The sequence below is a fragment of the Marinobacter azerbaijanicus genome, assembly GCF_030250645.1.
Taxonomy (GTDB): domain Bacteria; phylum Pseudomonadota; class Gammaproteobacteria; order Pseudomonadales; family Oleiphilaceae; genus Marinobacter; species Marinobacter azerbaijanicus.
The window spans coordinates 429,978-456,508 of record NZ_JASSVS010000002.1 but is presented as its reverse complement, the minus strand read 5'-3'; the positions used below and the strand labels follow the sequence as shown (position 1 = coordinate 456,508).

The following is a 26,531-nucleotide window of genomic DNA, read 5'->3' as shown; positions in this document are numbered from 1 at the left end:
TATATTTCTGAATAGCATGTATAATTGCTGTTACAGGAGGTAGTCTGTATTGTCAGTTACAAAGCAGAGCTTCCTACTGACAATTCTTCTCCGGCCAGGTGGGGCAAATGTGGCCGGAAGCTTCAGAAACCGGAAAAACAAAATCAGAGATGGACGGCGTGGAACAGACGAACGAAAGTTGGCGGATTCTTATAGTCGAAGATGACGAGAGGCTGGCGGAGCTGACCAGGGAATATCTGGAAAGCAATGGGCTGACGGTCGCTCTTGAAACCCACGGTGGCAATGCGGTAGAGCGTATCCGCAAGGAGCAGCCCGATCTGGTCGTGCTTGACCTGATGTTGCCTGGAGAAGACGGGCTGTCCATCTGCAGGCGTGCACGGCCTTTCTATCCCGGCCCCATCATCATGTTGACCGCCCGTACTGATGACCTGGACCAGGTGCTCGGCCTGGAGATGGGTGCGGACGACTACATTGGCAAGCCGGTCCAGCCAAGGGTCTTGCTGGCGAGAATTCGGGCGCTGCTGCGGCGGGTCAGCGAGAACAGTTCGGCGGCTGCGGAAGAGAGCAGCGGCGAGGAGCCGGTCAGGCTGCAGTTCAATGATCTGGTGGTGGACCGTTCCATGCGAGAGGCATGGCTGAACGATGACAGCATTGATCTGACCAGTGCAGAATTCGACTTGCTGTGGTTGCTGGCCAGCAACGCGGGCCGCGTTCTCAGCCGTGAAGAGATTTTCACCGCGCTGAGGGGAATCGAATACGATGGCCAGGACCGCTCTATTGATGTCCGGGTCTCGCGGATACGACCCAAAATCGGTGATGATCCCATTCATCCGAGGCGCATAAAAACCGTACGCAGCAAAGGCTACCTTTTCGTAAAGGAAGCGTGACTGTTCAGTCTCTGGCGCTGGCCTGCCAGGGCTGGCGTTCATTGCCAGGGTTATCCCAATGCCCCTCAAGTTTTTTCTAAAGCTTTACGCCCGGCTGATTGGTCTGACCTTTCTGATTCTACTGCTTTGTGCCGCACTTTTTTTGGGTGTCAATTCTGTACGGGAGCAGTTCTGGCAGGAACGTTTTTCCGAGCCACTTCTGCGCTGGATTGCGGCAAGCCCCCATCCGGGACAGCAATATCACTGGCTTGCGCCATTCTATGATTTCCGGATAACCCGTCCCGGTGATTTGCCATACTCCGACGTCATCATCGAGCGTCTGTCCTATGGCCAGGTGGTGGCGCTCGACAGCAGCATTGGCCAGCAGCTGATGGTCCAGGACGACCAGGGTCGTATCCTCGCCCTGAGATTCCGGGATATCTATAGCGACGTGGCCGAGACAACCGCTCTGATTGCCCGCCTTCACCTTGACGACATGCCGGCGGAAGGCCGTGAAGAGGTGATGATGCAGTTGTCGGATGCTCTTGCAGTGGAATTGGCGCCCATCCGGGATCAATCAGAACTTCCCGATTCGGAGGTTCTGGAGCGTGTTTCCGAGCGGGGTATTTCGTTCTACCATCCCCCGGCACAGGATCGGGCTCATGTGCTGATTCGTCTGGGTGACGGGTCACTGGTGGATTTGACGTTGTCGCCGCCCTTCAACCCCTGGGCCTGGCCAGTGATCCTTTTGCTGATGGCTGTGGCCGGCAGTGTACTGGCACTGGCGCTCTACCTGGCCTTGCGGGATGTAGACAGCAACCTGCGTGCCGTGGAGTCGGTTGCCATCCGCATTGCCCGCGGGGAAATGGGGGCAAGGGTCGACGCTGGTGACAGCCGGCTGGTATCACGGCTGGCGGCAGCCTTTAACAGCATGGCGGAGCATATCCAGCGGCTTGTGGGCGTGCAACGGGAAATGATCCACGCGGTCTCCCACGAACTGAGGACACCGGTTGCCCGCATTCGCTTTGGCGTCCAGATGATTGAAAGCGCCAGTAGCCCGGAAGCGCTTCAGAAACAGCTGGATGGCATTGATGGCGATATCCAGGAGCTTGACGAGCTGATTGATGAAATACTGACTTATGCCCGCCTTGAACAGGGCGGTCCGGTCTTCGCACTGCAGGAGATATCGGTGTCGGATATAGTCCGACAGGTCGTCGACGAACAGCAGATGACCCACCCCGACCACAGCATTGAGGCGGATATCGACGAAGAGTCGGAGCGTTGGTCGTTGTCGGATGTAGAGCCCCGCTACCTGCATCGGGCAGTCCAGAATCTCGTAGGAAACGCCGCTCGTTACGCCGAGAAGAAGGTCAGGGTTCACTGCCAGTTCGATGAAGACAACTGCCGTATTGATGTTGAGGATGATGGTCCTGGCATTCCGGAGGAGGATTGGGAAAAGGTATTTACCGCCTTTGCCCGGCTTGATGACAGCCGCACCCGGACCTCCGGTGGCTACGGTCTTGGCCTGTCTATTGTCCGGAGAATACTTTATTGGCACGGTGGTCAGGCTTTTGTCAGCCGCAGCGATGAGCTCGGTGGCGCCCGGTTCAGTCTGGTATGGCCCCGGAAAAAGCCAACGGAACACAGCCTGTGAGCAGTTTTGTGACGGGTTTCTCGCTCTCTCACCGGATGTAACAATCCAGCTACACAACCGCAACTGACACCCTTAACCGACACCGGGATACTGGATGTGTAAGGGATGACTTTTGAGGTTGTAGTTCTTACGAACTTTCCTTGTTTCATTCGTCATTTGAGGGCCGGTTTTCCGGCCCTTTTTTTATCGCCAATTCTGCCATGGCGTTCTCCCTGCTCCTTTGAGAAGATTGCCGCATCAACAAGAAAGATGCTGAAAAATCTGAAAGGACGCCTGTAATGACCCAGTACCTGCTTGCCATCGACCAGGGAACCACCAGCTCCCGCGCAATTGTATTCAATGCTTCCGGAACCTCTGTCGCTAGCGCGCAACAGGAATTTCACCAGTATTTTCCCAGCGACGGTCACGTTGAACACGACGCACGTGAAATCTGGGACAGCACCCTGACAGTATGCAGGGACGCGCTGAAGCAGTCGGGCGTCGATGCCTCCGGGCTGGCGGGTATCGGGATCACCAATCAGCGCGAAACCACGGTCATCTGGGATCGAAAAACCGGCGAGCCCATTCATCATGCCATTGTCTGGCAGGATCGACGGACCGTAGCCATTTGCGCAAAACTCAAATCCGATGGTCACGAAAGCATGGTTGTCGAGCGCACCGGTCTGCTTATCGACCCCTATTTTTCCGCCACCAAAATTGCGTGGATTCTGGATCATGTTGAAGGTGCCAGGGCGAGAGCCGAAGCCGGGGAGCTTGCTTTCGGTACCGTTGACAGCTGGCTGCTGTGGAACCTTACCGGCGGGCGGTCACACCGCACCGATGCGACCAATGCCTCCCGCACGGCCCTGTTCAACATCCATGAGCAGCAGTGGGACGATGAATTGCTGAAGCTGTTTCGGGTTCCCATGGCGTTGCTGCCCGAGGTGCTGGACTCGGCGGCAGACTTTGGCATCACGGACGAGCACTGGCTGGGTGCTCCGGTGCAGGTGGCCGGTATCGCCGGGGATCAGCATGCGGCCCTGGTTGGCCAGGCCTGCTTTGAGCCTGGCATGGCGAAGAGTACCTATGGAACCGGCTGCTTTCTGGTGCTGAACACGGGCGAGAAAGCGCTGCGTTCGGAGAACCGACTGCTAACGACCATGGCCTATCGCCTGAATGGCAAGCCCTGCTATGCGATGGAGGGGAGTATCTTTGTGGCCGGGGCCGCGATGCAATGGTTGCGGGACGGCCTGCGTCTGATCAGTCACGCCAGTGAGTCGTCTGGCTATGCTGCAGAGGTTGGCGTGGACAATCCGGTGTACCTTGTGCCGGCGTTTACCGGCCTGGGCGCTCCTCACTGGGACCCCCACGCCCGGGGTGCGATTATGGGATTGACCCGGGATACCGGAATCGCGGAAATTGTCACTGCCGGCTTGCAGTCGGTGTGCTATCAGACCAAGGATCTGATCCGGGCAATCCAGAACGATGGCGCTTCCCTTCAGGCGTTACGTGTGGATGGCGGCATGGTGGTAAACGACTGGGTGATGCAGTTTCTGGCGGACATCCTCAATGTGCCGGTGGACCGTCCCCGAGTCACCGAGACCACGGCACTGGGGGCCGCGTACCTCGCCGGCCTGCAGGTAGGGGTCTACCAGAGTCTGGAGGAGATATCACAGCTGTGGGAGCGCGAGCACCGGTTTGAGCCCGCAATGGAGCCGGCCCTGAGAGAAAAACTCTATGCCGGGTGGCTGGATTCTGTTGAACGGGTCTGCAATAACTGAACTGGTGCAGGGTGGCCGGTTCAGACTCTTTCGAACGCGATGAGGTGGTCCGCTTCCACCCGAACCGGAACATGTTCACCAAGGTAGAAGTCCAGGTGACTGCGAAACAGTGCCTCAAACTCGGTGTCTTCCGAGCAGCGGAAACGGTACAGGGTTGAAGTTCCGGCGAAGGTTTTTTCCACAACGCGGGGTTTGAGCTCCGACTCCGCGTCGTAAACAATGTCATCCGGTCGAATCAGCACATCCACCAGTGTGCCGGCTTTCCACTTATAGGCACGGTTGCCGCGGATAACCCCCAGCTCTGAATCAATGGTGTCGGGCCCCAGTGTTTTTCCCGGTATGAACCCGCCCTGGCCAACAAAGCTAGCCACGAAGCGATTGGCAGGTTCATGGTAGAGGTTATACGGGACATCCCACTGCTGGATGCCGCCATCCTTGAGAACCGCCACCTGGTCACACATCGCAAAGGCTTCCTGCTGGTCATGGGTTACCAGAATGGCGCTGATGCCGAGGGTCTTGAGGATTTCTCTCACGTCCAGGCTGAGCCGGCGACGAAGGTCTGCGTCCAGGTTCGAGAAAGGCTCGTCCAGGAGGATCAGTGTCGGCTCCGGAGCCAGCGCTCGGGCAAGTGCCACCCGTTGCTGCTGGCCACCGGAAAGTTCATGGGGGTAACTTTGGGCAAGGTCCTGAAGGTGGACAAGCTGCAGCAGTTCCCTGACCTTCTGGCGTTTCTCGCTCCGGTCTTCATGGCGCAGACCAAACCCTACATTTTCGGCAATCGTCAGGTGTGGAAACAGTGCGTAGTCCTGGAAAACCATTCCAATACGGCGCTTTTCCGGTGCCAGTGTTCGGGCGGGAAGACTGATGGAGTTGGACTGCAGGCGGATTTCACCGGTGTTGATAGGCAGAAATCCCGCCAGCGCCCGCAGGATGGTGCTTTTTCCGCAGCCGCTGGGCCCCAGCAGGCAGCCGATATCGCCATGGCTGAGCGCAAAACTGACGTCCTTCACCACAGAGCCATCGCCATAGCCGCAGGACAGGTTGTTTACTTCCAGCAGCCAGCCGGTGGGTTGAACGAGGCTTTCAGTCATCCAGTCAATCCAGTCGGTTGAGTATCAGGAATTCAAGCAATGCCTTCTGCGCGTGGAGGCGGTTCTCAGCTTCGTCCCAGACCACAGAGCGGGGGTGTTCCATCATGTCTGCGGAAATTTCCTCGCCGCGATGGGCTGGAAGGCAGTGCATGAACAAAGCATCCTTGTTCGCCAGATTCATCAGTGAGGGATTGATCTGATAATCCCGGAAGGCCAGCTCCCGGGCCTTCTGTTCATCTTCCTGGCCCATGGAGGCCCAGACGTCGGTAACCAGAAGATCCGCTCCCCTGGCGGCTTCAGCCGGGTCACGGACAATAGTGACATTTTGTCCCGGGTTTGCTGTCAGACTGTTGTCGGGCTCATAACCTTCCGGGCAGGCCACGCGAAGGTTGAATCCGAACTGCGCGGCCGCATTGATATAGGACTGACACATGTTGTTGCCATCACCGATCCACGCCACTGTACCACCGCGGATGCTGCCGCGGTGTTCGCGATAGGTCTGCATGTCGGCCAGCAGCTGGCAGGGGTGGAAATCGTCTGTAAGCGCGTTTATGACCGGGGCTCTCGATGCCGCTGCAAATCTCTCAACCGTGGCGTGTGCGAAGGTGCGGATCATGACTGCGTCCACCATGCTGGAAATCACGATGGCGGAATCTTCGATGGGCTCCCCGCGTCCAAGCTGGGTATCGCGGGGTGACAGAAACAGGGCGGCGCCACCCAGTTGGGTCATGCCCGCCTCGAAGGATACCCGGGTGCGAGTCGAGGACTTTTCGAAAATCATGGCCAGAACACGATTTTTCAGAGTTTCACGTACGGTTCCCTGGCGCCACTCCTTGCGGAGTCGGGTGCCGTGATCCAGCAGATGCTCCAGCTCGTCAGAGCTCAGGTCATTGAGTGTGAGAAAATGTCTTGTTGCCATGCTATGGCCCTTAGTTAATCGGTCATCCTGTCTCTGAATTCCCGGGCATGTTCATGGTTGCAACCGGCCCGCTGTAGTCATTATCCTGAAACGGCAATACGCCAGTCTGCGGCGGATGCCGCACTGGCGGGATACGAAAACGGGGGTTGCCTGGCTGCCTGAAAGACAGGAGCCCAAGTCTAGCCCGTCAGGGTTCCGAAGACAACGCCACCAGGCTGAGTGGTTGCGCTGGATCAATGTCGGTGTTTGGTGCCAATGCAGGGACGTGTACAATATAACCAGTCAGGTCGCCCCGGGCGATCCCGTTTCCAATGAGAGGTAAGTATCCATGGACATCAACGAAACCATCAAGAGCCAGCTCGAAGAAAATCCCGTCATCCTTTACATGAAAGGAACTCCCCAGGCCCCTCAGTGTGGCTTCTCGGCCAAGACCGTTCAGGCCCTGATGGCCTGTGGCGAGCGGTTTGCCTTTGTTAATATTCTCGACAATCAGGAGTTGCGTGAAGGCCTGAAAGTCTATTCAAGCTGGCCTACCTATCCCCAGCTTTATATCAACGGTGAGCTCGTTGGTGGCTGTGACATTATTCTGGAAATGTCCGAGAGTGGTGAGCTGGCCGAACAGATCAAGGCAGCTGCAAAGCAAGCCGAGGCCTGAAGCCTGGCTTCTACAGGCGTTCCGGGGTGAAGATCAGTTCGACCCGGAAACGCCCCTTTTCTGAATTTTCTTCCGGTGGTTCCGGGTAGGGGCTGGCAAGAAGCGCCGCCTGATAGACAGCCTGGTCTATCTCCCTGAACCCTGTCGACCGGGTTACCCTCGCGCTCGTCAGTGCACCGCTATCCATGATCCGTAATTCCAGCTCCATGGTCACCGGCTTCCTGACACGTCGACTGGATGGAACCGGACGCTTGTCCAGTTCCCTGGCAACCCGGGCCGCCAGGCTTGTCAGGTAGGGGTTGGTTTGCTGTGGCTGGCGACTGATCTGTGTTATGGGCTCCGGTTGATCCTCTGTGGTCGCATCCGGATTGCCAGAGGCCGCTGAAGTGGCGGTCTGAGTCTGTGTGGGTTGCGCAGATGACTGCTCGGAGCTCCGCTCCAGGGAGGCAGGCTGTGACGGATCCCGGGGTTCTGTGCGCCCATCACGTGAAGAGTTCTGAGATTGGGTCTCCGATCGGAGGGCTGGCTGCAAGTCGGGGTCGGAAGACTCCTCGGCGATCTGCGAGCGGTCGCTTTCCGGAGTTTGCCGTCGGGTACTGGTTGTGACTTCTGACGAGGGCTGGCTGCCAGGGCTGAGAAGCTCCACCTGCACCGTTCGGTGGCGGGTTTCCTTCTCGGGGAAAGTGAAGGGCAGTACTGACATCACCAGAGTATGGAGCAGCAAGGCAATCGATATTGCCAGGGTTATCCGGTATTTCCCCGGAAGGCTGGTTACACTGCCATACTCCAGCATTGATGCTCAGGTGCTCCAGATGACGGATTGAGGGCAGGCGGCAGGCTAGCTTATCCCGCCTTGCTCCGCAAGCTGCCCACAACAGCGTCCAGCGCCCGGTCAATCAGCGCACCCTGTTCAAGAACCGTCAGGCGACCGCGTCGCATCTCATGGGCAAGATCGGTACGGGACTTCTCTATAACCTTGAGGCCCATGCGGTTAACGAAGACGAAACAGTCGGCTTCCTCAATAATCGCAGACAGTTTGCAGCGGAAGCTGGCACCGTTTACCAGGTTGAATTCCACCCAGTTGCCGATTTCAATGGCGTCAATCTGAGCCACATGCTCGGCAATCGCTGCGTCTTCCAGCTCCTGTTGCCGCTGTATGGCGGTCTGATGACCCGTCAGTTCCTCTTCCTCGGGTTCCGGCTCGGGAGTATCTTCCATGGCTTCCGCGAGTGCGTTGGCACGGAATGCTTCGGTTAGCTCATGCTTGAGATCCGACATCATTTCGTCCAGCCTGGACGAATTGTAGGAAACCTCCTCAAGGCCGGCCCTGAGGGATTTCAACAGGCCAGGAACCACGCGGACCCACTGGTCGCGTTCTTCGTCGTCCTGATGGGGATGCAGGCACCATATCAGGTCGTCCACAACCCGAACGGTTTGAAGCCAGCGGTGCTCTACATCGTCCCTGAGATAGGCCAGAAACATGACCCGGCTCCAGCCATTCAGCAGGATGTTCTTGACCGGCTCCTGAAGCTTGTAGCGTGCCAGCTTCTTCTGTAAGAGCTGGTCAACGGTTTCCTGGGCTTTCTGTGATTTGATGCGACCACGTTCAGACTCCCGGGTACGCTGTTCCACCAGGGAAGACTTACGGTTTTCGCGGGCCAGGAACTGTTCAAATTCCTCACCCAGGGTTTCGAACAGGGTCACGTCACCGTCAAACTCGTTCAGGATACGGGCAACAATCGCATGAATCTGTTCGTAGAGCTTATCCCGTGTTTTCTCGTCGCTTTCGCTCCAGCCGATTCCGGCCCTGGCCAGTGAGTTAAGAAGACGTCGGGCTGGGTGTGTGGCCTTGCTGAAGAATGTCTTGTCCTTGATCACCACCTTGAGAATGGGGATTTGCAGCCGGCTTATCAGCACCTGTACCGGTGCCGACAGATTGTAATCATCGAGAATAAACTCGAAGAGCATGGACACCAGGTTGATCAGGTCCTCGTCCATTTCATTCAGTGCTGGCTTCTTGCCATCAGCGGTGCTGCCGGACTGGGCCAGTAGTTGCTGGACAATCTGATGCAGGTCGACCATTACCGGCTCGCCAGCACTCAGGTTACCACTGAACTTTTCTCCGGGAGGTTGCTGGGGGAGTGATCCAAGCAGGTTGGCGAGTTCTGCGCCGCCGACAAGGTGGACGTTGGGGTCGGACGTTCTTGGTGGAATGCCGGCATTAGCACGCTGATGGGCAAGCATCTGCCTGATCTGCTCAAACATTGCCCCTTCGTGGTGCCCTTGCTGGCTGCCGGCAGCCGCGGCCGTTTCGCTGGCTGACTCACTGGTGGCGCCTGTAGCAGAACTGTCACGCTGTTTGCCGGCCTTGCCCTGGTAGCGGAAGTTGGGAATCACGCCAGCCTGGATCAGTATCCGGTTAGCTTCATCCAGTAACATGCCCAGGTTGGAGACAACGTAGCGGTCAAACTGCTTTAGCAATATCAGGCGTTCGCGAATCTGGATTTCGAGGGCCTGGATGGCCTCTACAAAGGCGCTGCACAGGTGCTCGGGAGCCATGGGGTTCACCGGTGTTTCTTCACTGGCGCCCGGATAAACAGCACTGAACCGGGCTTGCAGCTGCAGCAGCGGACCCTGAAAGTGAACCTTGGACTTGGTGATCATGGCATTGAGGGCAACCTGCTCTTCCAGGTCGTCATCACCTACCAGCGAAAGGCTGTCGGAACTGGTTTGGCCGGACAGGCTTTCCTCTGCCGCCACACTGCCACTTTGGGGCGGATTCGCAAACAGCTGTGCAACCGCATTCTGGAAATGACGCTCAACGCCTTTCCGCTTGATACGGATTTCGCGCATTGCTTCAAAATAGCGGTTCTGCTCGTTGTTGCTCCTGGCGTTGTTAGCCAGTTCGAACAGCGAGTCATCTACAGCGTCAAAGGCACCCTGCAACAAATCTCCCAGTCCGGCAACAACAGTGTCACGGATACGGACCACCTGTGCAGGTACGGGGTTTGAACTCCCAGCCTCCCGGTGCTCGCGGAGATAATGTATGCCGGACTGCTTATTCATGGCCGACTCCTGTGTACGCCTCAACCGGATACATGACCGAGCTTACAAATTCGTTTTTTATTTATACGTTAAATCTACCTTATTTTAACACACGGTAACATGACCAAATGCTAACAAAGCTCAGAAATAAAAAATCCCGGGACTCCCAAGGGTGCCCCGGTTTTTCGACGGACCTGTTGCCTCCGCGTCAGCTTACATAAACCGGGCCAATGCCCACACTCCAGATAACCACTGTGATGGCAAGAAGGCCCACAAACATGACCAGTCCAACGGTCAACACCGCAGAGGCAAACATGAAGCCGCGATCTTCCGGAATTTTCATCAGTATCGGCAGCCCCTCGTAAAGCAGATAGACCGCGTAGGCCACGGCTACCAGCCCCACGATCATGTTTACCCATATGTTGGGGTACACGGCAATGATGCCCAGCAGGAACACCGGTGTTGCTGTGTATGCCGCCAGAGTAATGCCTCTCGGGGTGCTGTCCTTCGCCTCATAGGTTGCTGCAAAAAAGTCGATGAAGCGCCCAATGATGTAGATGCCTGCCAGCATGGCGCCGTAAAAGAGTACTGAAAGTTGCATGGCGCTGGTCGCAGTCAGCCGGATAATCTGTCCGTCGCCGATTTGCCAGCCAACCTGGGTGCTGCCATAGAAGGCCGCAAGGGCCGGGATCAGGGCCAGTAACAGAACGTGACCGGCGTAAAGCTTGCCAACGGATTCCCGCTCGTTACGAATGGCTTCCCATTCGCGATCCGGATGGGTAAGAAGACCCAGGGTGTGGGTTAGACTCATGGACGTACTCCTGCTCGTTATTGTTATTTCGCACGTCTTCAGTCTTGGCGGGATCGACGGTTCGGTCAAGGGAAAGATTAAATTTTGATCTTTCTAAAGGGCGGTCTGTTATAACCGGATCGTCTAGGGGGTGTCCGGCTAGCTGGCGGAGCGTTTTTTCCGTTTTCTGGGGTGAACGATGGCCGCCTTGACCACGTTGTCCTTGATCTGAAGAACTTCAACGCGGTGTCCTCCCACCTTCAGGCAAACGTTGGTTTCGGGTATGTTTTCCAGGGTTTCCGTAATAAGTCCATTGAGCGTTTTGGGGCCGTCAATGGGAAGCTTCCAGCCCAGGGTTTTGTTGATGGTTCTGACAGCGGAAGTGCCATCAATGATAAAGGTGCCATCATCCTGGGGGATAATATCGGGGCTGGTGGCGGCGTAATCGGTAGTGAACTCGCCAACGATTTCTTCAAGTATGTCTTCCAGCGTGGCAAGGCCAAGAACCTCTCCGTATTCGTCAACCACGATGCCGAAGCGCCGCTTTTGCTTCTGGAAGTTGATCAGTTGGGTGTTCAATGGCGTGCTTTCCGGAATGAAGTAGGGTTCCCGGCAAAGCTGCATCAGCATGGCCTTGTTGATGTCATCCTGTAGAAGCAGCCTGGAGACGTTACGCAGGTGAAGTACGCCTTGTATGTTGTTGATGTCGCCCTTGAAAACCGGAAGCCGGGTATGCTGGCTACTTCTGAGCTGGCGCAGGATGGTGTCGAGGTCATCATCCAGGTCAATGCCGGCCACTTCGTTCCGGGGAACCATGATGTCGTTCACCGTTACCTTTTCAAGATCAAGAATGCTGACCAGCATGTCCTTGTGCTTTGCCGGGATCAGCGCTCCCGCTTCATTGACCAGAGTCCTGAGTTCCTCGCGGCTGAGGTGCTCGTTGGCGGCATCTTTGGCGGATACGCCGATGATTTTCAGGATGGCGCCCGTGAACAGGTTAACGGCCCATACAACGGGATACAGAATCTTGAGTAGTGGGCCAAGTACATGGCTGGCAGGAAAGGCGATTTTTTCCGGGAACAGCGCCGCAAGGGTCTTTGGTGTCACTTCCGCGAATATCAGAATGACAATCGTCAGGAGCACGGTAGCGATGGCGATACCGGCGTCGCCCCAGATGCGTATGGCGATGACCGTGGCAATGGCGGAGGCAAAAATATTGACGAAGTTGTTGCCAATCAGGATGACGCCAATCAGCTGGTCTGTGCGATTCAGCAATGCCTGCGCCCGCTTGGCGCCCTTGTGACCGGTCTTGGCCATGTGCTTCAACCGGTAGCGGTTGAGGGACATCATGCCGGTCTCGGAGCTGGAGAAGAAGGCGGACAACAGAATAAGTCCTGCCAGGATGATGAACAGCGCGGTAAGCGATGTTTCGTTCAAGACTGAATGCCCTTATATTGCTGACAAGTTGGGAAAATAGGCGGCCGGTTAGCACAGTGTCAAGTGTGTGATCGTTCGGGACATGGCCCCGGCGGCCTCAGCCGCCCTGGTGGAAGACCAGTTCAAGGACAAACTTGCTGCCGTAGAAGGCAAGCATCAGTAGTGCGCATCCCGCCAATGTCCAGCGGCTGGCGGTAATGCCTCGCCATCCTTTCACGTAGCGCCCTATGAGCAGGGCGATGAATACGATCAGGGCAAGCAGCGAGAATACGGTTTTGTGGGCCAGATCCTGGGCGAAAATGTCGTCTATAAAAAGGGCCCCGGTGGCAATGGCCAGCACCAGCATCACCACGCCGGCCCAGACCATTTCAAACAGCAGGGATTCCATGGTCTGAAGAGGTGGCAGGTTCCTGATCATTATGCTGTTGTAATTGTGCTTGAGCTGGCGATTCTGGAGATACAGCAACGCTGCCTGTATGGCCGCGAGCGTAAACAGGCTGTACGCTGTAACCGACAGGGCGATGTGAGAGAGCATACCGTAACTGTCTTGCGGGACGAGCCGGGAAGAGGAGTGGGTTATCAATCCCATAATGATGGTCAGCGCCGCGATGGGATAAACGCCGAGAAAGAGACTCTGAACGGGCTTGCGAAGGTTCAGGCCCAGCAGCAGGAAAACAATGAGCCAGGAAATCAGAACCGAACTCTGGAAGAATCCGAAATCGAATCCGCCTTCGCGGTGAACCGTTTCGGCAATCAGAAGGCCGTGGGCGGTCAGGGCCAGCATGCCAATCAGGGTGGTTATGGCGATGTTGGTGTGCACCCGGCCCCTGAAGCTGAGTGCCTGCAGGGCAGTTCCGATGCTGTAAAGTAATAGCGAGGTGACCGCGAGAATCAGCGTTCCCATGACTTCCTTTTAACCACTCTCTGACTGGGGATCGGCGGGGTTTTGCGCCGATTTGACCGGGCTGGTCGTTTCAGGGCGATAGTCTGGTTATAATGTCGCGATTATGCAACAGGAATCAAGGAACCTGATCGGGTTCCCGTGTTTCATGCACTCAATTAATCCGGGTATGGAAGAGCAACATGTTTGAAAACCTCCAGGACCGACTTTCCGGCAGCCTGCGCAAGATATCAGGTCAGGCGCGGCTGACTGACGATAATATAAAGGACACGTTGCGCGAAGTTCGCATGGCGCTTTTGGAGGCGGACGTTGCCCTGCCAGTGGTCAAAGCGTTTATAGAGGGTGTGCGCCAGAGGGCCGTTGGTCAGGAGGTCCAGCGCAGTCTGAGTCCGGGGCAGGTGTTCGTCAAGGTAGTCCAGCAGGAGCTGGAGCGGGTGATGGGGGATGGCAACGAATCCCTCAATCTGGCTGTGCAGCCGCCCGCGGTCATCATGATGGCCGGCCTGCAGGGTGCTGGTAAGACGACTACGGTTGCCAAGCTCGCACGTTTCCTGAAAGAGCGGCAGAAAAAATCCGTCCTGGTCGTAAGCGCGGATGTATACCGCCCGGCCGCGATCCGGCAGCTCGAAACACTGGCGGGCGAGGTCGGTGTCGAGTTTTTTCCCAGCTCTGCGGATCAGGATCCGGTCGATATAGCCAATGGTGCGATGGATGCGGCCCGTAAGAAACACATAGATGTGGTGATCCTGGATACCGCCGGTCGACTGCACGTTGATGAGCAGATGATGGGGGAGATAGGGCGCCTGCATAAGGCGGTCAACCCTGTCGAGACCCTGTTTGTGGTGGATGCCATGACAGGTCAGGACGCCGCCAATACTGCCAAGGCCTTCAATGATGCTTTGCCGCTGACGGGTGTTGTGCTCACCAAGACCGATGGTGATGCCCGAGGCGGTGCTGCGCTTTCTGTCCGCCACATCACCGGTAAGCCCATCAAGTTCCTGGGTGTGGGCGAAAAGTCCGACGCCCTGGAGCCGTTCCATCCGGACAGGGTGGCGTCCCGGATTCTCGGCATGGGGGACGTGCTCTCCCTGATAGAGGAGGCCGAGCGCAAGATCGATCAGAAGAAAGCCCAGAAGCTGACGAAGAAGATCAAGAAAGGCAAGAGTTTTGACCTGGAAGACTTTCGTGATCAGTTGCAGCAGATGAAAAGTATGGGCGGTATCGGTGGCCTGATGGACAAGTTGCCTGGTATGGGGCAGATGGCGCAGATGGCTCAGCAGCAGGTGAACGATAAGTCCATGGGGCAGATGGAAGCCATCATTTGTTCAATGACCCCCAAGGAGCGCCGTTATCCTGATGTTATCAATAATTCCCGCAAGCGCCGCATTGCCACAGGGTCTGGTACTCAGATCCAGGATGTAAACCGCCTGCTCAAGCAGCACAAGCAGATGCAGAAAATGATGAAGAAATTTGGCAAGAAGGGCGGAATGGCTAACATGATGCGGGGTCTTGGCGGTATGATGCCGCCGGGCGGCGCAGGCGGTGGTATGCCCCCGCGTGGTCGTATGTAGAAACCGGGATGTTTTCCCTGTTTTCTTTGGCGTTCATTTAGCATAGAATAGCGCCCCTTTCGAGTATGGGTCTTCGCGCCAGCCTTGGTTTGGCGGGTGTGAATCGTACAAAGTTCGTACAACAGAACAGGATATTGGTCGAAATGGTAATAATCCGTTTGGCTCGTGGTGGCTCCAAGAAGCGCCCGTTCTACCATCTGACAGTGACAGACAGCCGCAAATCCCGCGACGGTCGTTTTATCGAGCGCGTTGGTTTCTTCAATCCGGTCGCCCGTGGCCAGGAAGAGCGTCTGCGTATTGATCGCGATCGCATTGAGCATTGGCTGGGCCAGGGTGCTCAGACCAGCGAGCGCGTTGCACAGCTGCTGAAAGGCGCTGCGGCAGAGTAATACAGAGCAATAACGTTTATCGCCGGGGTTTGAATATGGCTCAGCATTCGCAGGAAACTGTGATTGGTCAGATTACCTCGGTGTTTGGGGTTAAAGGGTGGCTGAAGGTTTACTCTTACACGGACCCCAAAGAAGGGATACTGAATTACCGCGACTGGACTCTGGTCCACGATGGCAAGCGTATCCCGGCAAGGCTTGAGGAAGGTCGCCGGCAGGGCCAGGGGATCGTCGTCAGGCTGAAAGGTATTGATGATCGTGAGGTGGCGCGCAGTTACTGCGGAGCCGACGTTGTGGTGTCTACCGAAGAGTTGCCGGAACTTCCCGAGGGGGAGTACTACTGGCATCAACTGGAAGGGCTGGACGTTTTCACGACTGAGGGTGAGTGCCTGGGCAAGGTGCATCATCTGATAGAGACAGGCTCCAACGATGTCCTGGTAGTGAGGGCTACCGATGCCTCTATTGACCAGCGCGAGCGGCTCATTCCCTATCTGCCGGATCAAGTGATCCGGAGTGTGGATCTGGCCGGTTCGTGTTTGGTGGCCGACTGGGATCCGGAGTTCTGACGGGTGTGGATTGGCGCAGTCAGTCTGTTCCCGGAAATGTTTTCGGCGGTGACAGATTACGGGATTACCGGCAGGGCGGTTCGTGAAGGTCTGCTGACCTTCAGGGCCTGGAATCCTCGGGAATTTACCCATGATCGTCATCGTACGGTTGACGACCGGCCCTATGGTGGCGGCCCCGGCATGCTGATGAAAATTCAGCCGCTGAGGGAGGCTATTCATGCGGCGAGGGAAGCAGCACCCGGAAAAGCCTGTGTGGTTTATCTGTCCCCCCAGGGGGAGCCGATGGATCAGCGCGTGGTTGAGTCGCTGGCGGCAGAGGAGAATCTCGTTCTCGTAGCCGGGCGGTATGAGGGTGTTGATGAGCGCCTGATATCGACGGAAGTCGATCGGGAAGTGTCACTGGGAGACTTTGTGCTGTCTGGTGGCGAGCTGGCAGCCATGGCTGTCATTGATGCGGTTACACGCCTCATCCCCGGAGCGCTGGGTCATGCGCAGTCGGCAGAGCAGGACTCCTTTGCTGACGGTTTGCTGGATTGTCCGCACTACACCCGGCCCGAGGTTTACGAAGGTCAGGCGGTGCCGGATGTTTTGTTAGGCGGTCACCATGATCAGATCCGGCGTTGGCGACTGAAGCAGTCGTTGAGGCGAACCCGGGAGCGGCGCCCCGACCTGTTGGAAAAGCGGGTGTTTACGGACGAAGAGCGTGAGCTGCTGGAAGAGATTTTGAACGAACCGGGTGCCTCTGAATAATCAGGGCATTATAAAGATTGGGTATCAGGAGCACATACGATGAGCGGCAAGAACAACATCATCAGTCAGATTGAATCAGAGCAGATGACCAAGGAAATCCCTGCCTTTGCGCCGGGTGATACCGTGGTTATTCAGGTTCGCGTAACTGAGGGCAACCGTGAGCGTCTGCAGGCGTTCGAAGGTGTTGTTATCGGTAAGCGCAACCGTGGCATGAACTCTTCCTTCACCGTTAGGAAAATTTCCTACGGCGTTGGTGTTGAGCGTACCTTCCAGACCTTCTCCAAGCTGATCGATAGCATCAGTGTGAAGCGTCGCGGTGACGTCCGTCAGGCCAAGCTTTACTACCTGCGCGACCTGTCCGGCAAGGCAGCTCGTATCAAGGAAAAGCTGGGCTGATAAGCAGGGTTCTGTTGAATACAGTTCGTCGAAAAGGCAGCCAATGGCTGCCTTTTTCGTGTCCGATTCCCGGGACTGCTTCGGCGCGGTTCGTTTCGAGTAAACTGCCATGAGCCGCAAAACCACATCCAGAGCGGAACTTCGGCCTCACGATGAAGCGGTTATTGTCCGCTTTACCGATTCCGTCTGGCTTGAAGATGGGCTTGGGGAGAAAACCCGTCAGGCCTACCGCAGCGACCTTGAACGGCTGGCGGCATGGCTGCAAGAGCAGCCGGGGAAGCCGTTGCTGACGGAGGTACGACGCACTGACCTGTTGGCCTGGATTTCCCGGGGGTTGGCCGATGGCTTCAAAACCTCTACGGCCGCTCGACGCCTGTCCGGTCTGCGTCGGTTCTATCGCTATCTTCTGCGTGAGGGGGTAATTTCCGAGGATCCGACTCTGCGCATCGACAGCCCCCGGCTACCACGCCGGCTGCCTGACTCGCTGTCGGAGCAGGACGTGGAAAGCCTGCTGTCCGAGCCCGACCCCGGCGTACCCATCGAACTCCGCGACAAGGCGATGATGGAAATCCTGTACGGTTGTGGCTTGCGGGTTTCGGAGTTGGTTGAGCTGACCGTTGACGAGGTCAATCTGCGCCAGGGTGTGGTCAGGATTATCGGCAAAGGAAACAAGGAGCGTCTGGTTCCTCTGGGAGAAGAGGCCATTGACTGGCTGTTACGTTATATGAGGGAAGGTCGGGGTGAGCTTCTCAAAGGGCGGCCCTGTGATGCCCTGTTTCCCGGCAGCCGCCCGGCTGCGATGACGCGGCAGACCTTCTGGCACCGAATAAAACACTACGCCGCGCGCGCCGGAATCCACAAGCATTTGTCGCCCCATACCCTACGACATGCGTTTGCCACCCATTTGCTGAATAACGGGGCGGACCTGCGCGTGGTACAGATGCTCCTGGGGCATTCAGATCTGTCCACCACACAGATATACACCCACGTGGCGCGTCAGCGGTTGCAGTCTCTGCACCAGTCCCATCACCCCCGGGGATAGTCTTGCGTCGGGTTATACGGCACCGACGCACCTTGATACACTGAACTTTTTGTGGCGGCTAATGTCGCAACAGATCGGCGGGAACTCCCCGCAGTGATGACTGAGTAGTCTGTGAGTCCCTTAAACTGGAAACCAATATGTTGATCAAGAATCTATTCAAGTCCTGTCTGCTGTCTGTCGCCGCTGTTCTGGCATTGTCCGGAACCGCAACGCTCCAGGCGGGCGAAGTCGAAGATGTGATTGCCGAAAAACTGACCGCTGCGGTTCCCGGTCTGAATATTTCGGAGGTTCGCAAGTCTGAAGCTGAGGGGCTGTATGAAGTTTACAGTAATAACGGCGATACCATCTTCACCACTGCTGATGGCCAGTACATCCTGACCGGCGATCTGCTTAAGGTCACCAGTAGCGGCATTGCGAATGTCTCGGAACAGGGAAGGGCGTCACAGAGAGCCCGTACGATGGCAGAATTCGGTGACCAGGGAGTGATCAGTTATACCGCCAAGGGTGCAGAAAAAGCGGCCATCGCGGTGTTTACAGACATCGACTGTCCCTACTGCCGCAAGCTGCACGATGAAGTGCCCCAGCTTAATGAGATGGGTATCACGGTTCACTATTATGGCTTTCCCCGTTCCGGGCCGAACACGCCGTCATTCCGCAAGTACATTTCCGTCTGGTGTGCGGATGACCAGCAGGCTGCCATGGATGCTGCCAAGCAGGGGCGAAGTGTTCAGGACAAAAGCTGTGAGAACCCGGTGAGGGAACAGTTTCAACTGGGCGGCCGTGTTGGTGTGACAGGCACCCCGGCGATTGTGCTGGGAGACGGTAATATGGTGCGTGGTTACGTACCTGCTGAAAAACTGGCTGAAGGCCTCGGTCTGCTCTGATAGTCTACCGGACTGAGGCTCTGCCTGTTGTATCAGCAAGGGCTTATTCGGGCGCACGTTAACCGTTATACTGTCGCTCCCCACAGCAACCCATCGGGAACAGAGGTGAAAGCTTGAAAGACGTCAATGTCGGAATCTGCGGACTGGGAACAGTCGGTGGTGGTACGTTCAACGTACTGACCCGGAACGCCAGCCTGATAAAAGGCCGGACAGGTTTCAATATCCGAATTGCCAGGGTGGCAACACGTACACCCCGCAATGATATTGATCTGGGTGATATCCCGTTCAGCACCGACGTGTTTGACGTGGTGAATGATCCGTCTGTTGATATTGTGGTCGAGCTGATTGGCGGCTACGAAACTGCCCGGGAGCTGGTGCTTGCGGCCATCAAGAATGGCAAGCATGTGGTGACCGCCAACAAGGCCCTGATTGCCGTTCATGGCAACGAAATTTTTGAGGCTGCGGCAAAGAAAAACGTGATTGTCTCCTACGAAGCGGGCGTTGCAGGCGGGATTCCCGTTATCAAGGCGGTCCGTGAGGGCATGGCGGCCAACCGTGTTGACTGGATTGCCGGCATTATCAACGGTACCGGTAACTACATCCTTACTGAAATGCGGGCCGGCCGGGAGTTCGCCGAGGTGCTCAAAGAGGCGCAGGATCTGGGTTACGCCGAGGCTGATCCAACTTTTGATGTGGAAGGTATTGATGCAGCCCACAAGCTCACAATCCTGGCTTCTGCTGGTTTCGGTGTGCCGCTTCAGTTTGAGAAAGCCTATACCGAAGGGATTTCCGAGGTTACCCCTTACGATATCGCCCATGCCGAGATTCTGGGGTATCGCATCAAACACCTTGGCATTGCCCGTCGTCGCGACGAGGGTATCGAGCTGCGTGTTCATCCCACGCTGGTTCCGCGCAGCCATCTCATTGCGCAGGTTGATGGTGTTCTGAACGCCGTCCTGGTGGATGGCGATGCTGTAGGCCAGACCATGTATTACGGCCCGGGAGCAGGCGACGAAGCGACCGCTTCCGCAGTCATTGCTGACATCATTGATGCTGCCCGTTCGGTTGCCGCTGACAGTAACCAGCGCGTGCCTTATCTCGGTTTCGAGCCATCAGCCATGGAAGACCTTCCCGTGTTACCCATGGAGGATGTCCAGTCCGCCTATTATCTGCGTATCCAGGCGCTGGATCGCCCTGGTGTGTTGGCAAAAGTGGCCTCTATCCTCAGTGAGCACGGCATCAACATCGAGTCGATCATGCAGAAGGAGTCGGAGCTGAAGGATGGCCGTATTCCGGTGATTATCCTCACCCATACCGTTCAGGAGCGCCAGATCAACCGCGCCATTGAAGAACTGGAAGCCCTCAGCGATGTTGACGGAAAAGTCGTTCGCATTCGTGCCGAAAACTTTAACTGACAGGAACGCAAGGTGAGATACATCAGTACACGGGGCGAAGCTCCCGCCCTGGGCTTTGAAGATGTCCTGCTGACAGGCCTGGCCACCGATGGTGGCCTCTATGTCCCGGAATCCCTGCCCCATTTCAGTCTGGAGGAAATCCGCAGCTGGCGCGGGCTCTCCTACAGTGAGCTGGCCTTCCGGGTAATGCATCCGTTCGTGGACGATGCCATTCCGGCGGAGGATTTCCGCAGGATGCTGGACGAAACCTACGGTAACGTATTTGCTCACAAGGCAGTGGCACCACTGGTTCAACTGGACACCAATGAATGGGTCATGGAGCTGTTCCGCGGCCCCACCCTGGCGTTCAAGGATTTTGCCCTGCAGCTACTGGGTCGCCTGCTCGACTACGTTCTTGAGAAGCGCCAGCAGCACGTGGTGATCATGGGGGCAACCTCCGGTGATACTGGCTCCGCTGCCATCGAAGGATGCCGTCGCTGCAAGCATGTCGACATCTTTATCCTGCATCCCCACGAGCGTGTGTCCGAGGTGCAGCGGCGCCAGATGACCACCGTCAAGGGTGACAACATCCACAACATTGCGGTGCGTGGCAACTTTGACGATTGTCAGCGCATGGTGAAGGCAAGCTTCAGTGACCAGTCCTTCCTGGGTGGGAAAACCCAGCTTGCAGCAGTGAACTCCATTAACTGGGCCCGGATCATGGCCCAGATTGTCTACTACTTTCATGCATCCCTGGCCTTGGGTGGCCCGGATCGCAGCATGGCGTTTTCCGTACCAACGGGGAACTTTGGTGATATTTTCGCCGGCTACCTGGCGAAAAAGATGGGTCTGCCCATCTCCCAGCTGGTGATTGCCACCAATCGCAACGATATCCTGCACCGCTTCATGAGCGGCAACCGGTACGAGCAGCTTCAGCTGGAGCATACCCTGTCGCCAAGCATGGACATCATGGTGTCCAGCAACTTCGAGCGCCTGTTGTTCGATCTGCACGGGCGCGATGGCGCCGCAGTGAAAGAGCTGCTGGAGAATGCCTCCAAAGGGCCGGTCAGCATCGAGGACTACCGCTGGAAGCACGCCCGCAAACTGTTCGACAGTGACGCAGTGGGGGATGAGGGTACAACAGACACCATCCGTGAAATTTTCGAGCAGAATGAATACCTGCTGGACCCGCATACTGCTATCGGCGTACGTGCAGCACGCAACTGCCGCCGTGATCCGGCCATTCCCATGATTACCCTGGGTACCGCTCATCCGGCCAAGTTCCCGGACGCCGTGTTGCGCTCCGGCGTCAAGGCGGAGCCCGCGCTGCCGTTGCATATGGCGGACCTGTTTGAACGAGAAGAGCAATACACCGTTCTGGATAACGACCTGCCAGCCGTGCAGGATTTTATTGCCAGACACTGGAAGAATACCTGACCGGTATGACACCAAAAAAAATCCTGCGTCGCCCCGGTCCGGAAACCACCCCGGACTGGGGCCAGAACCTGCCCCCACTGCTCCGCCGTCTCTACGCCGCCCGTGGAGTGACCTCCGATGAACAGCTCGGCTATACCCTGAAGCATCTGGCTTCTCCCATGAATCTTCAGGGCATCGACCGTGCTGTGGTCCTGCTGACTGAGGCGATTACCCGTCAACAGCGAGTGCTGGTTCTGGGCGATTTCGATGCAGACGGTGCCACCAGTACGGCCGTGGCCATGCTGGGCCTGGGCATGCTGGGATTGAACGACGTCGACTTTCGGGTGCCCAGTCGTTTTTCCGATGGCTATGGCCTGACTCCCGGGATTATTCACCGGCTCCAGGAGGAAGGCTCGCTGCCGGATCTGCTGGTTACCGTGGACAATGGTATTTCTGCCGTGGAGGGCGTGCGCGCTGCGCGGGATCTGGGCATAAAGGTGGTGGTGACCGACCACCACCTGGCCGGGGAAACCCTGCCTGAAGCTGACGCCATTGTGAACCCGAACCAGCCTGGCTGCCCGTTCCTGAGCAAGAATGCGGCAGGCGTAGGTGTGATGTTTTATGTGCTGACTGCCCTGCGTAAACATTTGCGGGAGCAGGGCCTGCTGCCGGAACCCCAGCCCAATCTGGGCAGCCTGCTGGACCTGGTTGCCCTTGGCACGGTAGCGGATGTAGTGCCGCTGGATCACAACAACCGCATCTTTGTCGAGCAGGGCCTGCGCCGCATCCGCCAGGGTGAAGCTCGCCCCGGTATTCTCGCGTTGCTGGAAGTGGCCGGGCGCGACCATACCGACATCAGTTCCACGGATCTTGGATTTGTCGTCGGGCCCAGGCTTAATGCGGCCGGCCGCCTCGACGATATGAGCGTCGGCATCGCCTGTCTGCTGGCTGACTGTCACGATGAGGCCCAACGCCTGGCCCGTGAACTGGACACCTTCAACCGTGAACGGCGCACCATCGAAAAAGACATGAAAACCCAGGCTCAGGATCTGCTGGCATCCATGTCGCTGGATATCGAGGGCTTACCCTGGGGGCTGGCCCTGTTCGACACTGAGTGGCACCAGGGTGTTATCGGCATATTGGCCGCCCGTATTCGCGAGCAGACCCACCGCCCGACCATTGCGTTCGCTCCGGATGACAACGGCGAGGATATCAAGGGCTCTGCCCGCTCCATCCCCGGCCTGCATATCCGCGATGTGCTCGCAGTGGTCGACGCCCGCCATCCGGGCATGATGAAAAAATACGGCGGCCACGCCATGGCGGCCGGCATGACACTGTCCCGTGAGGATCTGGATGCTTTCAGCGAGGCCTTTGACAGAGCCGTGCGCGATACTCTGCGGGCAGAAGACCTGGAAGCTGCCATCACCACCGATGGCCCCCTGAGCCCGGACGAACTTCAGCTGGAAACCGCCACTCTGCTGAAACGGGCCGGCCCCTGGGGACAGCATTTCCCGGAGCCCCTGTTCGACGGCAACTTCCGCGTGGTCAGCCAGCGCATTGTCGGCGAGAACCACCTGAAGCTGGTGCTCCAGCCGGAAGAGGGTGGAGCCATCATCGACGGCATCGCCTTCAACACCGGGCCGGAAGTGCCCGACTACACCCGTACCGGGGCCCGGGTGGTGTACAAGCCCGACGCCAATACTTTTCGCGGGCGTACGAATCTGCAGCTTTTGGTGGATTATCTGGAGCCTCTTGTTTGAGCCTTCGGGGCTTTGACTTTTGGCGGCTGGGCCTGGGGTGGGGGACTATTTTCTTTGGAAAAAGAACTCGCTTCGCTCAGACACCTTTTTCTGGCAGAAAATAGTCCCCCACCCCAGGCCCGATTAAACCCGAGAGTTAACGCGGTAGAACCGTAGGTCGGATTAGGCCTGAAAGGCCGTAATCCGACAAAAAGCCCAAACCCCCACCAAACCCATAACCAACGAAACAAACCGAAGCCACGTTATGGCGGATTCCAGGGTTGGGTTGTGGTGGTAGACCGGGCATTGTTGGATTACGAGGCGTTGCCTCTAATCCAACCTACGTTTCATGTCGACAGCAACTCCCAAATTTGGGCGCCAGGCAGGGACGTTGTTCCGGGAGTGTCGAAAACATGGATGTTTTCGTCAAGCTTACATGGACGTATTCACAGCGTCTCCCGGAACAACGTCCCTGCCTGGTGCTTTCCGGAAGTCGCATTTTGCACCGGCTGATTTAAAAACAGAATTCCGGTAGAATCTCGCGTCTGATTTTGATCGCATCCATTTTCCGAAAGTGAGTAAGGATTTCATGGAAATCAATCCCATTGTTACGAAGATAAAAGACCTTCGTGAGCGCACTGAAGCGCTCAGGGGGTATCTTTGACTACGATCAGCGTAGTGAGAGACTGACCGAAGTAGAGCGCGAGCTGGAGGTACCCTCGGTGTGGGAAGACCCCGACCGGGCGCAGGCGCTGGGCAAAGAAAGGTCCGATCTTGAGTTGATCGTACGTACCATCGATAACCTTACCTCTGGCCTGGAAGATGCCGAAGGTCTGCTGGAGATTGCAGACGAGGAAGAGGACGAAGGAACGGCTGCCGAGATAGAAGCTGACCTGGAAAGCCTCGACAAGGAGCTTGAGAAGCTCGAGTTTCGCCGTATGTTCTCTGGCGAAATGGACGCCAACAACGCCTACCTGGACATACAGGCCGGCTCCGGTGGCACCGAGGCCCAGGATTGGGCAAACATGCTGCTGCGTATGTACCTGCGCTGGGCAGAGCGCCGCGGTTTCAAGGCTGAAATTGTCGAGTTGCAGGAAGGTGATGTGGCGGGCATCAAGAGTGCCACTATCCACGTCCAGGGTGACTATGCGTTCGGCTGGCTGCGCACCGAGACCGGCGTGCATCGGCTGGTGCGCAAATCGCCGTTTGATTCCGGCAACCGTCGCCACACCTCGTTCTCTTCGGTGTTTGTATCTCCGGAAGTGGACGATAGTTTCGAAATCGAGATCAACCCTGCGGACCTGCGGGTGGATGTCTACCGCGCGTCCGGTGCTGGTGGCCAGCACGTCAACCGGACAGAGTCCGCGGTGCGTCTGACCCACAACCCGACCGGTATTGTCGTGGCCTGTCAGGCTGGCCGAAGCCAGCACCAGAACAAGGATCAGGCCATGAAACAGCTGAAGGCGAAGCTGTTTGAGCGCGAGATGCAGGAGCGTAATGCTGAAAAGCAGAAAGCCGAGGACGCCAAGGCCGACATTGGCTGGGGCAGTCAGATTCGCTCCTACGTGCTGGACGATAGCCGTATCAAGGACTTGCGCACCAAAGTGGAAACCAGCAATACCCAGTCGGTACTGGATGGTGACATCGACAAGTTCATCGAAGCCAGCCTGAAGATGGCGCTGTAATCAGCGCTATCACCATGCTAACCCGGACAATTCCCGATTTTGTGAGCCAACATGACTGACCACACCCAGAATGCACAGCCAGAGGACAACAAGCTGATTGCCGAGCGCCGCGCCAAGCTGGCCGAGATGCGCGAGCAGGGCAACGCCTTTCCCAATAACTTCCGCCGCGACGCTACCGCCGCAGAGCTTCAGGCCAAATACGGCGACAAGAGCAAGGAAGAGCTGGCGGAAATGGGTATCGTGGTGGCCATTGCCGGCCGCATGATGCTGGATCGCAAGGCGTTCAAGGTAGTTCAGGACATGACTGGCCGTATCCAGATCTACGCCTCCAAGGATGTCCAGAAAGACACCAAACACTGGGATCTGGGGGATATCGTGGGCGTGCGTGGCGTCCTGTGCAAGTCTGGCAAGGGGGACCTGTATGTGAGCATGGATGAGTACACGCTGCTCACCAAGTCCCTACGGCCGCTGCCGGAGAAGCACAAGGGGCTGACCGACACGGAGGCTCGTTACCGCCACCGCTACGTCGATCTGATGATGAATGAAGATAGCCGTCGGGTGTTCTACGCCCGCTCGAAAATCATCAGCGTCATGCGTCAGTACTTTACCGACCGGGACTTCATGGAAGTGGAGACCCCGATGCTGCAGGTAATCCCCGGTGGCGCCACTGCGCGTCCATTCGTGACCCACCATAATGCGCTGGGCATCGACATGTATCTGCGGATCGCGCCGGAACTGTTCCTGAAGCGACTGGTGGTGGGTGGATTCGAGCGGGTGTTCGAGATCAACCGCAACTTCCGCAATGAAGGGCTTTCAACCCGCCACAACCCGGAATTCACCATGGTGGAGTTCTATCAGGCCTATGCAGACCATAACGACCTGATGGACCTGACCGAAGACATGCTGCGCACCATCACCCAGAAGGTGCTGGGAACCACCACCGTTGTGAACACCCGCATCCTGGCCGATGGCGAGGAAGAAACCATCGAGTATGATTTCGGCAAGCCGTTCGAGCGCCTGACCGTGGTGGATGCCATCCTGCGCCATAATCCCGACATCAAGGCCGAGGAACTGGCTGACGAAGCCGGTGCTCGCAAGATCGCCAAGGATCTGGGTATCCATATCAAGAATGGCTGGGGCCTGGGCAAGGTCCAGATAGAGATCTTCGAGGCAACCGCCGAGCATCGCCTGATGCAGCCGACTTTTATTACCGACTACCCGAAAGAAGTGTCTCCGCTGGCACGCTGCAAGGACAACGACCCGTTCGTGACCGAGCGTTTCGAATTCTTCGTGGGCGGCCGCGAGATTGCCAACGGCTTCTCCGAGCTTAACGACGCCGAAGACCAGGCCGAACGCTTCCAGGAGCAGGTGGCAGAAAAGGATGCTGGCGACGACGAAGCGATGTTCTACGACGAAGACTACATCATGGCACTGGAATACGGCCTGCCCCCCACTGCTGGGGAAGGCATTGGTATCGACCGCCTGGCCATGCTGCTGACCAATTCCGCTTCCATTCGCGACGTCATCCTGTTCCCTGCCATGCGCCCGGAACACAAGGCGGAAACAAAGAAAGACGAGGGCTGA

Annotated in this window: 23 protein-coding genes; 16 read left to right on the top strand and 7 right to left on the bottom strand. The window is 57.0% G+C overall.

The features are described 5' to 3' along the window. The first annotated feature begins 149 nt into the window (after positions 1–149). The 3 genes from QPM17_RS05585 (at position 150) to glpK (ending at position 4,280) form a co-directional block, all read left to right on the top strand. Positions 150–887: a response regulator gene (locus tag QPM17_RS05585; RefSeq protein ID WP_285389770.1), complete on the top strand. Its 738-nt coding sequence runs from the start codon at positions 150–152 to the stop codon at positions 885–887. Between the two features lie 58 nt (positions 888–945). Continuing rightward, on the top strand, positions 946–2,520 hold the full coding sequence (locus QPM17_RS05580) for an ATP-binding protein (protein ID WP_285389489.1): 1,575 nt from the start codon (positions 946–948) through the stop codon (positions 2,518–2,520). Between the two features lie 278 nt (positions 2,521–2,798). Next, positions 2,799–4,280 carry a glycerol kinase GlpK gene (gene glpK, locus QPM17_RS05575; protein WP_285389486.1) on the top strand — a complete coding sequence of 494 codons (1,482 nt, stop codon included), beginning with the start codon at positions 2,799–2,801 and terminating at the stop codon, positions 4,278–4,280. Positions 4,281–4,300: 20 nt separating this feature from the next. Here glpK and QPM17_RS05570 read toward each other — a convergent pair whose 3' ends face one another. After that, positions 4,301–5,371 (bottom strand): ABC transporter ATP-binding protein, encoded by a 1,071-nt coding sequence (locus QPM17_RS05570; protein ID WP_285389483.1) that lies wholly within the window; start codon positions 5,369–5,371, stop codon positions 4,301–4,303. A 4-nt stretch (positions 5,372–5,375) separates the two neighbouring features. Further along, the gene (gene argF / locus QPM17_RS05565; RefSeq protein ID WP_285389482.1) at positions 5,376–6,290 is read right to left on the bottom strand and encodes an ornithine carbamoyltransferase; all 915 of its coding nucleotides are present in this window, start codon (positions 6,288–6,290) and stop codon (positions 5,376–5,378) included. 328 nt (positions 6,291–6,618) lie between these two features. Between argF and grxD the strand changes: the two genes are divergently transcribed. Continuing rightward, positions 6,619–6,945, top strand: coding sequence for a Grx4 family monothiol glutaredoxin (gene grxD, locus QPM17_RS05560; protein WP_285389480.1), 327 nt, complete (start codon positions 6,619–6,621; stop codon positions 6,943–6,945). 10 nt (positions 6,946–6,955) lie between these two features. Here grxD and QPM17_RS05555 read toward each other — a convergent pair whose 3' ends face one another. From QPM17_RS05555 to QPM17_RS05535, 5 genes are all read right to left on the bottom strand, one after another. Further along, positions 6,956–7,738 (bottom strand): energy transducer TonB, encoded by a 783-nt coding sequence (locus tag QPM17_RS05555; protein WP_285389479.1) that lies wholly within the window; start codon positions 7,736–7,738, stop codon positions 6,956–6,958. Positions 7,739–7,788: 50 nt separating this feature from the next. Further along, positions 7,789–10,011: a DUF1631 domain-containing protein gene (locus QPM17_RS05550; protein WP_285389478.1), complete on the bottom strand. Its 2,223-nt coding sequence runs from the start codon at positions 10,009–10,011 to the stop codon at positions 7,789–7,791. Between the two features lie 187 nt (positions 10,012–10,198). Beyond that, positions 10,199–10,801: a Yip1 family protein gene (locus QPM17_RS05545; RefSeq protein WP_285389477.1), complete on the bottom strand. Its 603-nt coding sequence runs from the start codon at positions 10,799–10,801 to the stop codon at positions 10,199–10,201. Between the two features lie 138 nt (positions 10,802–10,939). Then, positions 10,940–12,217 carry an HlyC/CorC family transporter gene (locus tag QPM17_RS05540; protein ID WP_285389475.1) on the bottom strand — a complete coding sequence of 426 codons (1,278 nt, stop codon included), beginning with the start codon at positions 12,215–12,217 and terminating at the stop codon, positions 10,940–10,942. 97 nt (positions 12,218–12,314) lie between these two features. Further along, entirely contained in the window at positions 12,315–13,121 is an 807-nt protein-coding gene (locus QPM17_RS05535) for a cytochrome C assembly family protein (protein WP_285389474.1), read from the bottom strand. Between the two features lie 179 nt (positions 13,122–13,300). Between QPM17_RS05535 and ffh the strand changes: the two genes are divergently transcribed. From ffh to lysS, 12 genes are all read left to right on the top strand, one after another. Further along, on the top strand, positions 13,301–14,689 hold the full coding sequence (gene ffh / locus QPM17_RS05530) for a signal recognition particle protein (protein ID WP_285389473.1): 1,389 nt from the start codon (positions 13,301–13,303) through the stop codon (positions 14,687–14,689). 143 nt (positions 14,690–14,832) lie between these two features. Then, entirely contained in the window at positions 14,833–15,078 is a 246-nt protein-coding gene (rpsP, locus tag QPM17_RS05525; RefSeq protein ID WP_137437526.1) for a 30S ribosomal protein S16, read from the top strand. 35 nt (positions 15,079–15,113) lie between these two features. Continuing rightward, a complete protein-coding gene (gene rimM, locus QPM17_RS05520) occupies positions 15,114–15,641 on the top strand; it encodes a ribosome maturation factor RimM (protein WP_285389471.1) in 528 nt (175 codons plus the stop codon). A gap of 3 nt (positions 15,642–15,644) precedes the next feature. Beyond that, positions 15,645–16,391, top strand: coding sequence for a tRNA (guanosine(37)-N1)-methyltransferase TrmD (gene trmD / locus QPM17_RS05515; RefSeq protein WP_285389468.1), 747 nt, complete (start codon positions 15,645–15,647; stop codon positions 16,389–16,391). Between the two features lie 39 nt (positions 16,392–16,430). After that, entirely contained in the window at positions 16,431–16,787 is a 357-nt protein-coding gene (gene rplS, locus QPM17_RS05510) for a 50S ribosomal protein L19 (protein WP_027831200.1), read from the top strand. Positions 16,788–16,896: 109 nt separating this feature from the next. Then, the gene (gene xerD, locus QPM17_RS05505; protein WP_285389466.1) at positions 16,897–17,829 is read left to right on the top strand and encodes a site-specific tyrosine recombinase XerD; all 933 of its coding nucleotides are present in this window, start codon (positions 16,897–16,899) and stop codon (positions 17,827–17,829) included. Positions 17,830–17,966: 137 nt separating this feature from the next. Next, positions 17,967–18,713, top strand: a complete 747-nt coding sequence (locus QPM17_RS05500; RefSeq protein WP_285389464.1) for a DsbC family protein — start codon at positions 17,967–17,969, stop codon at positions 18,711–18,713. Between the two features lie 113 nt (positions 18,714–18,826). Beyond that, a complete protein-coding gene (locus QPM17_RS05495) occupies positions 18,827–20,128 on the top strand; it encodes a homoserine dehydrogenase (protein WP_285389460.1) in 1,302 nt (433 codons plus the stop codon). A 12-nt stretch (positions 20,129–20,140) separates the two neighbouring features. Then, positions 20,141–21,544, top strand: a complete 1,404-nt coding sequence (thrC, locus tag QPM17_RS05490; RefSeq protein WP_285389458.1) for a threonine synthase — start codon at positions 20,141–20,143, stop codon at positions 21,542–21,544. A 5-nt stretch (positions 21,545–21,549) separates the two neighbouring features. Continuing rightward, positions 21,550–23,283 (top strand): single-stranded-DNA-specific exonuclease RecJ, encoded by a 1,734-nt coding sequence (gene recJ, locus QPM17_RS05485; RefSeq protein WP_285389455.1) that lies wholly within the window; start codon positions 21,550–21,552, stop codon positions 23,281–23,283. A 568-nt stretch (positions 23,284–23,851) separates the two neighbouring features. After that, positions 23,852–24,947, top strand: a protein-coding gene (gene prfB / locus QPM17_RS05480; protein ID WP_285389452.1) for a peptide chain release factor 2 whose coding sequence is annotated in 2 segments (ribosomal slippage) — positions 23,852–23,923 and positions 23,925–24,947 — 1,095 coding nt in all. Because the reading frame shifts where the segments join, the coding sequence is not laid out codon by codon here. 51 nt (positions 24,948–24,998) lie between these two features. Beyond that, positions 24,999–26,531: a lysine--tRNA ligase gene (gene lysS, locus QPM17_RS05475; protein WP_285389450.1), complete on the top strand. Its 1,533-nt coding sequence runs from the start codon at positions 24,999–25,001 to the stop codon at positions 26,529–26,531.

Excerpts from the sequence above, each read along its gene's own strand:
- QPM17_RS05585 (WP_285389770.1), top strand. The coding sequence starts at position 150 with ATGGACGGCGTGGAACAGACGAACGAAAGTTGGCGGATTCTTATAGTC.
- QPM17_RS05580 (WP_285389489.1), top strand. The coding sequence starts at position 946 with ATGCCCCTCAAGTTTTTTCTAAAGCTTTACGCCCGGCTGATTGGTCTG.
- glpK (WP_285389486.1), top strand. The coding sequence starts at position 2,799 with ATGACCCAGTACCTGCTTGCCATCGACCAGGGAACCACCAGCTCCCGC.
- QPM17_RS05570 (WP_285389483.1), bottom strand. The coding sequence starts at position 5,371 with ATGACTGAAAGCCTCGTTCAACCCACCGGCTGGCTGCTGGAAGTAAAC.
- argF (WP_285389482.1), bottom strand. The coding sequence starts at position 6,290 with ATGGCAACAAGACATTTTCTCACACTCAATGACCTGAGCTCTGACGAG.
- grxD (WP_285389480.1), top strand. The coding sequence starts at position 6,619 with ATGGACATCAACGAAACCATCAAGAGCCAGCTCGAAGAAAATCCCGTC.
- QPM17_RS05555 (WP_285389479.1), bottom strand. The coding sequence starts at position 7,738 with ATGCTGGAGTATGGCAGTGTAACCAGCCTTCCGGGGAAATACCGGATA.
- QPM17_RS05550 (WP_285389478.1), bottom strand. The coding sequence starts at position 10,011 with ATGAATAAGCAGTCCGGCATACATTATCTCCGCGAGCACCGGGAGGCT.
- QPM17_RS05545 (WP_285389477.1), bottom strand. The coding sequence starts at position 10,801 with ATGAGTCTAACCCACACCCTGGGTCTTCTTACCCATCCGGATCGCGAA.
- QPM17_RS05535 (WP_285389474.1), bottom strand. The coding sequence starts at position 13,121 with ATGGGAACGCTGATTCTCGCGGTCACCTCGCTATTACTTTACAGCATC.
- ffh (WP_285389473.1), top strand. The coding sequence starts at position 13,301 with ATGTTTGAAAACCTCCAGGACCGACTTTCCGGCAGCCTGCGCAAGATA.
- rpsP (WP_137437526.1), top strand. The coding sequence starts at position 14,833 with ATGGTAATAATCCGTTTGGCTCGTGGTGGCTCCAAGAAGCGCCCGTTC.
- rimM (WP_285389471.1), top strand. The coding sequence starts at position 15,114 with ATGGCTCAGCATTCGCAGGAAACTGTGATTGGTCAGATTACCTCGGTG.
- rplS (WP_027831200.1), top strand. The coding sequence starts at position 16,431 with ATGAGCGGCAAGAACAACATCATCAGTCAGATTGAATCAGAGCAGATG.
- xerD (WP_285389466.1), top strand. The coding sequence starts at position 16,897 with ATGAGCCGCAAAACCACATCCAGAGCGGAACTTCGGCCTCACGATGAA.
- QPM17_RS05500 (WP_285389464.1), top strand. The coding sequence starts at position 17,967 with ATGTTGATCAAGAATCTATTCAAGTCCTGTCTGCTGTCTGTCGCCGCT.
- recJ (WP_285389455.1), top strand. The coding sequence starts at position 21,550 with ATGACACCAAAAAAAATCCTGCGTCGCCCCGGTCCGGAAACCACCCCG.
- lysS (WP_285389450.1), top strand. The coding sequence starts at position 24,999 with ATGACTGACCACACCCAGAATGCACAGCCAGAGGACAACAAGCTGATT.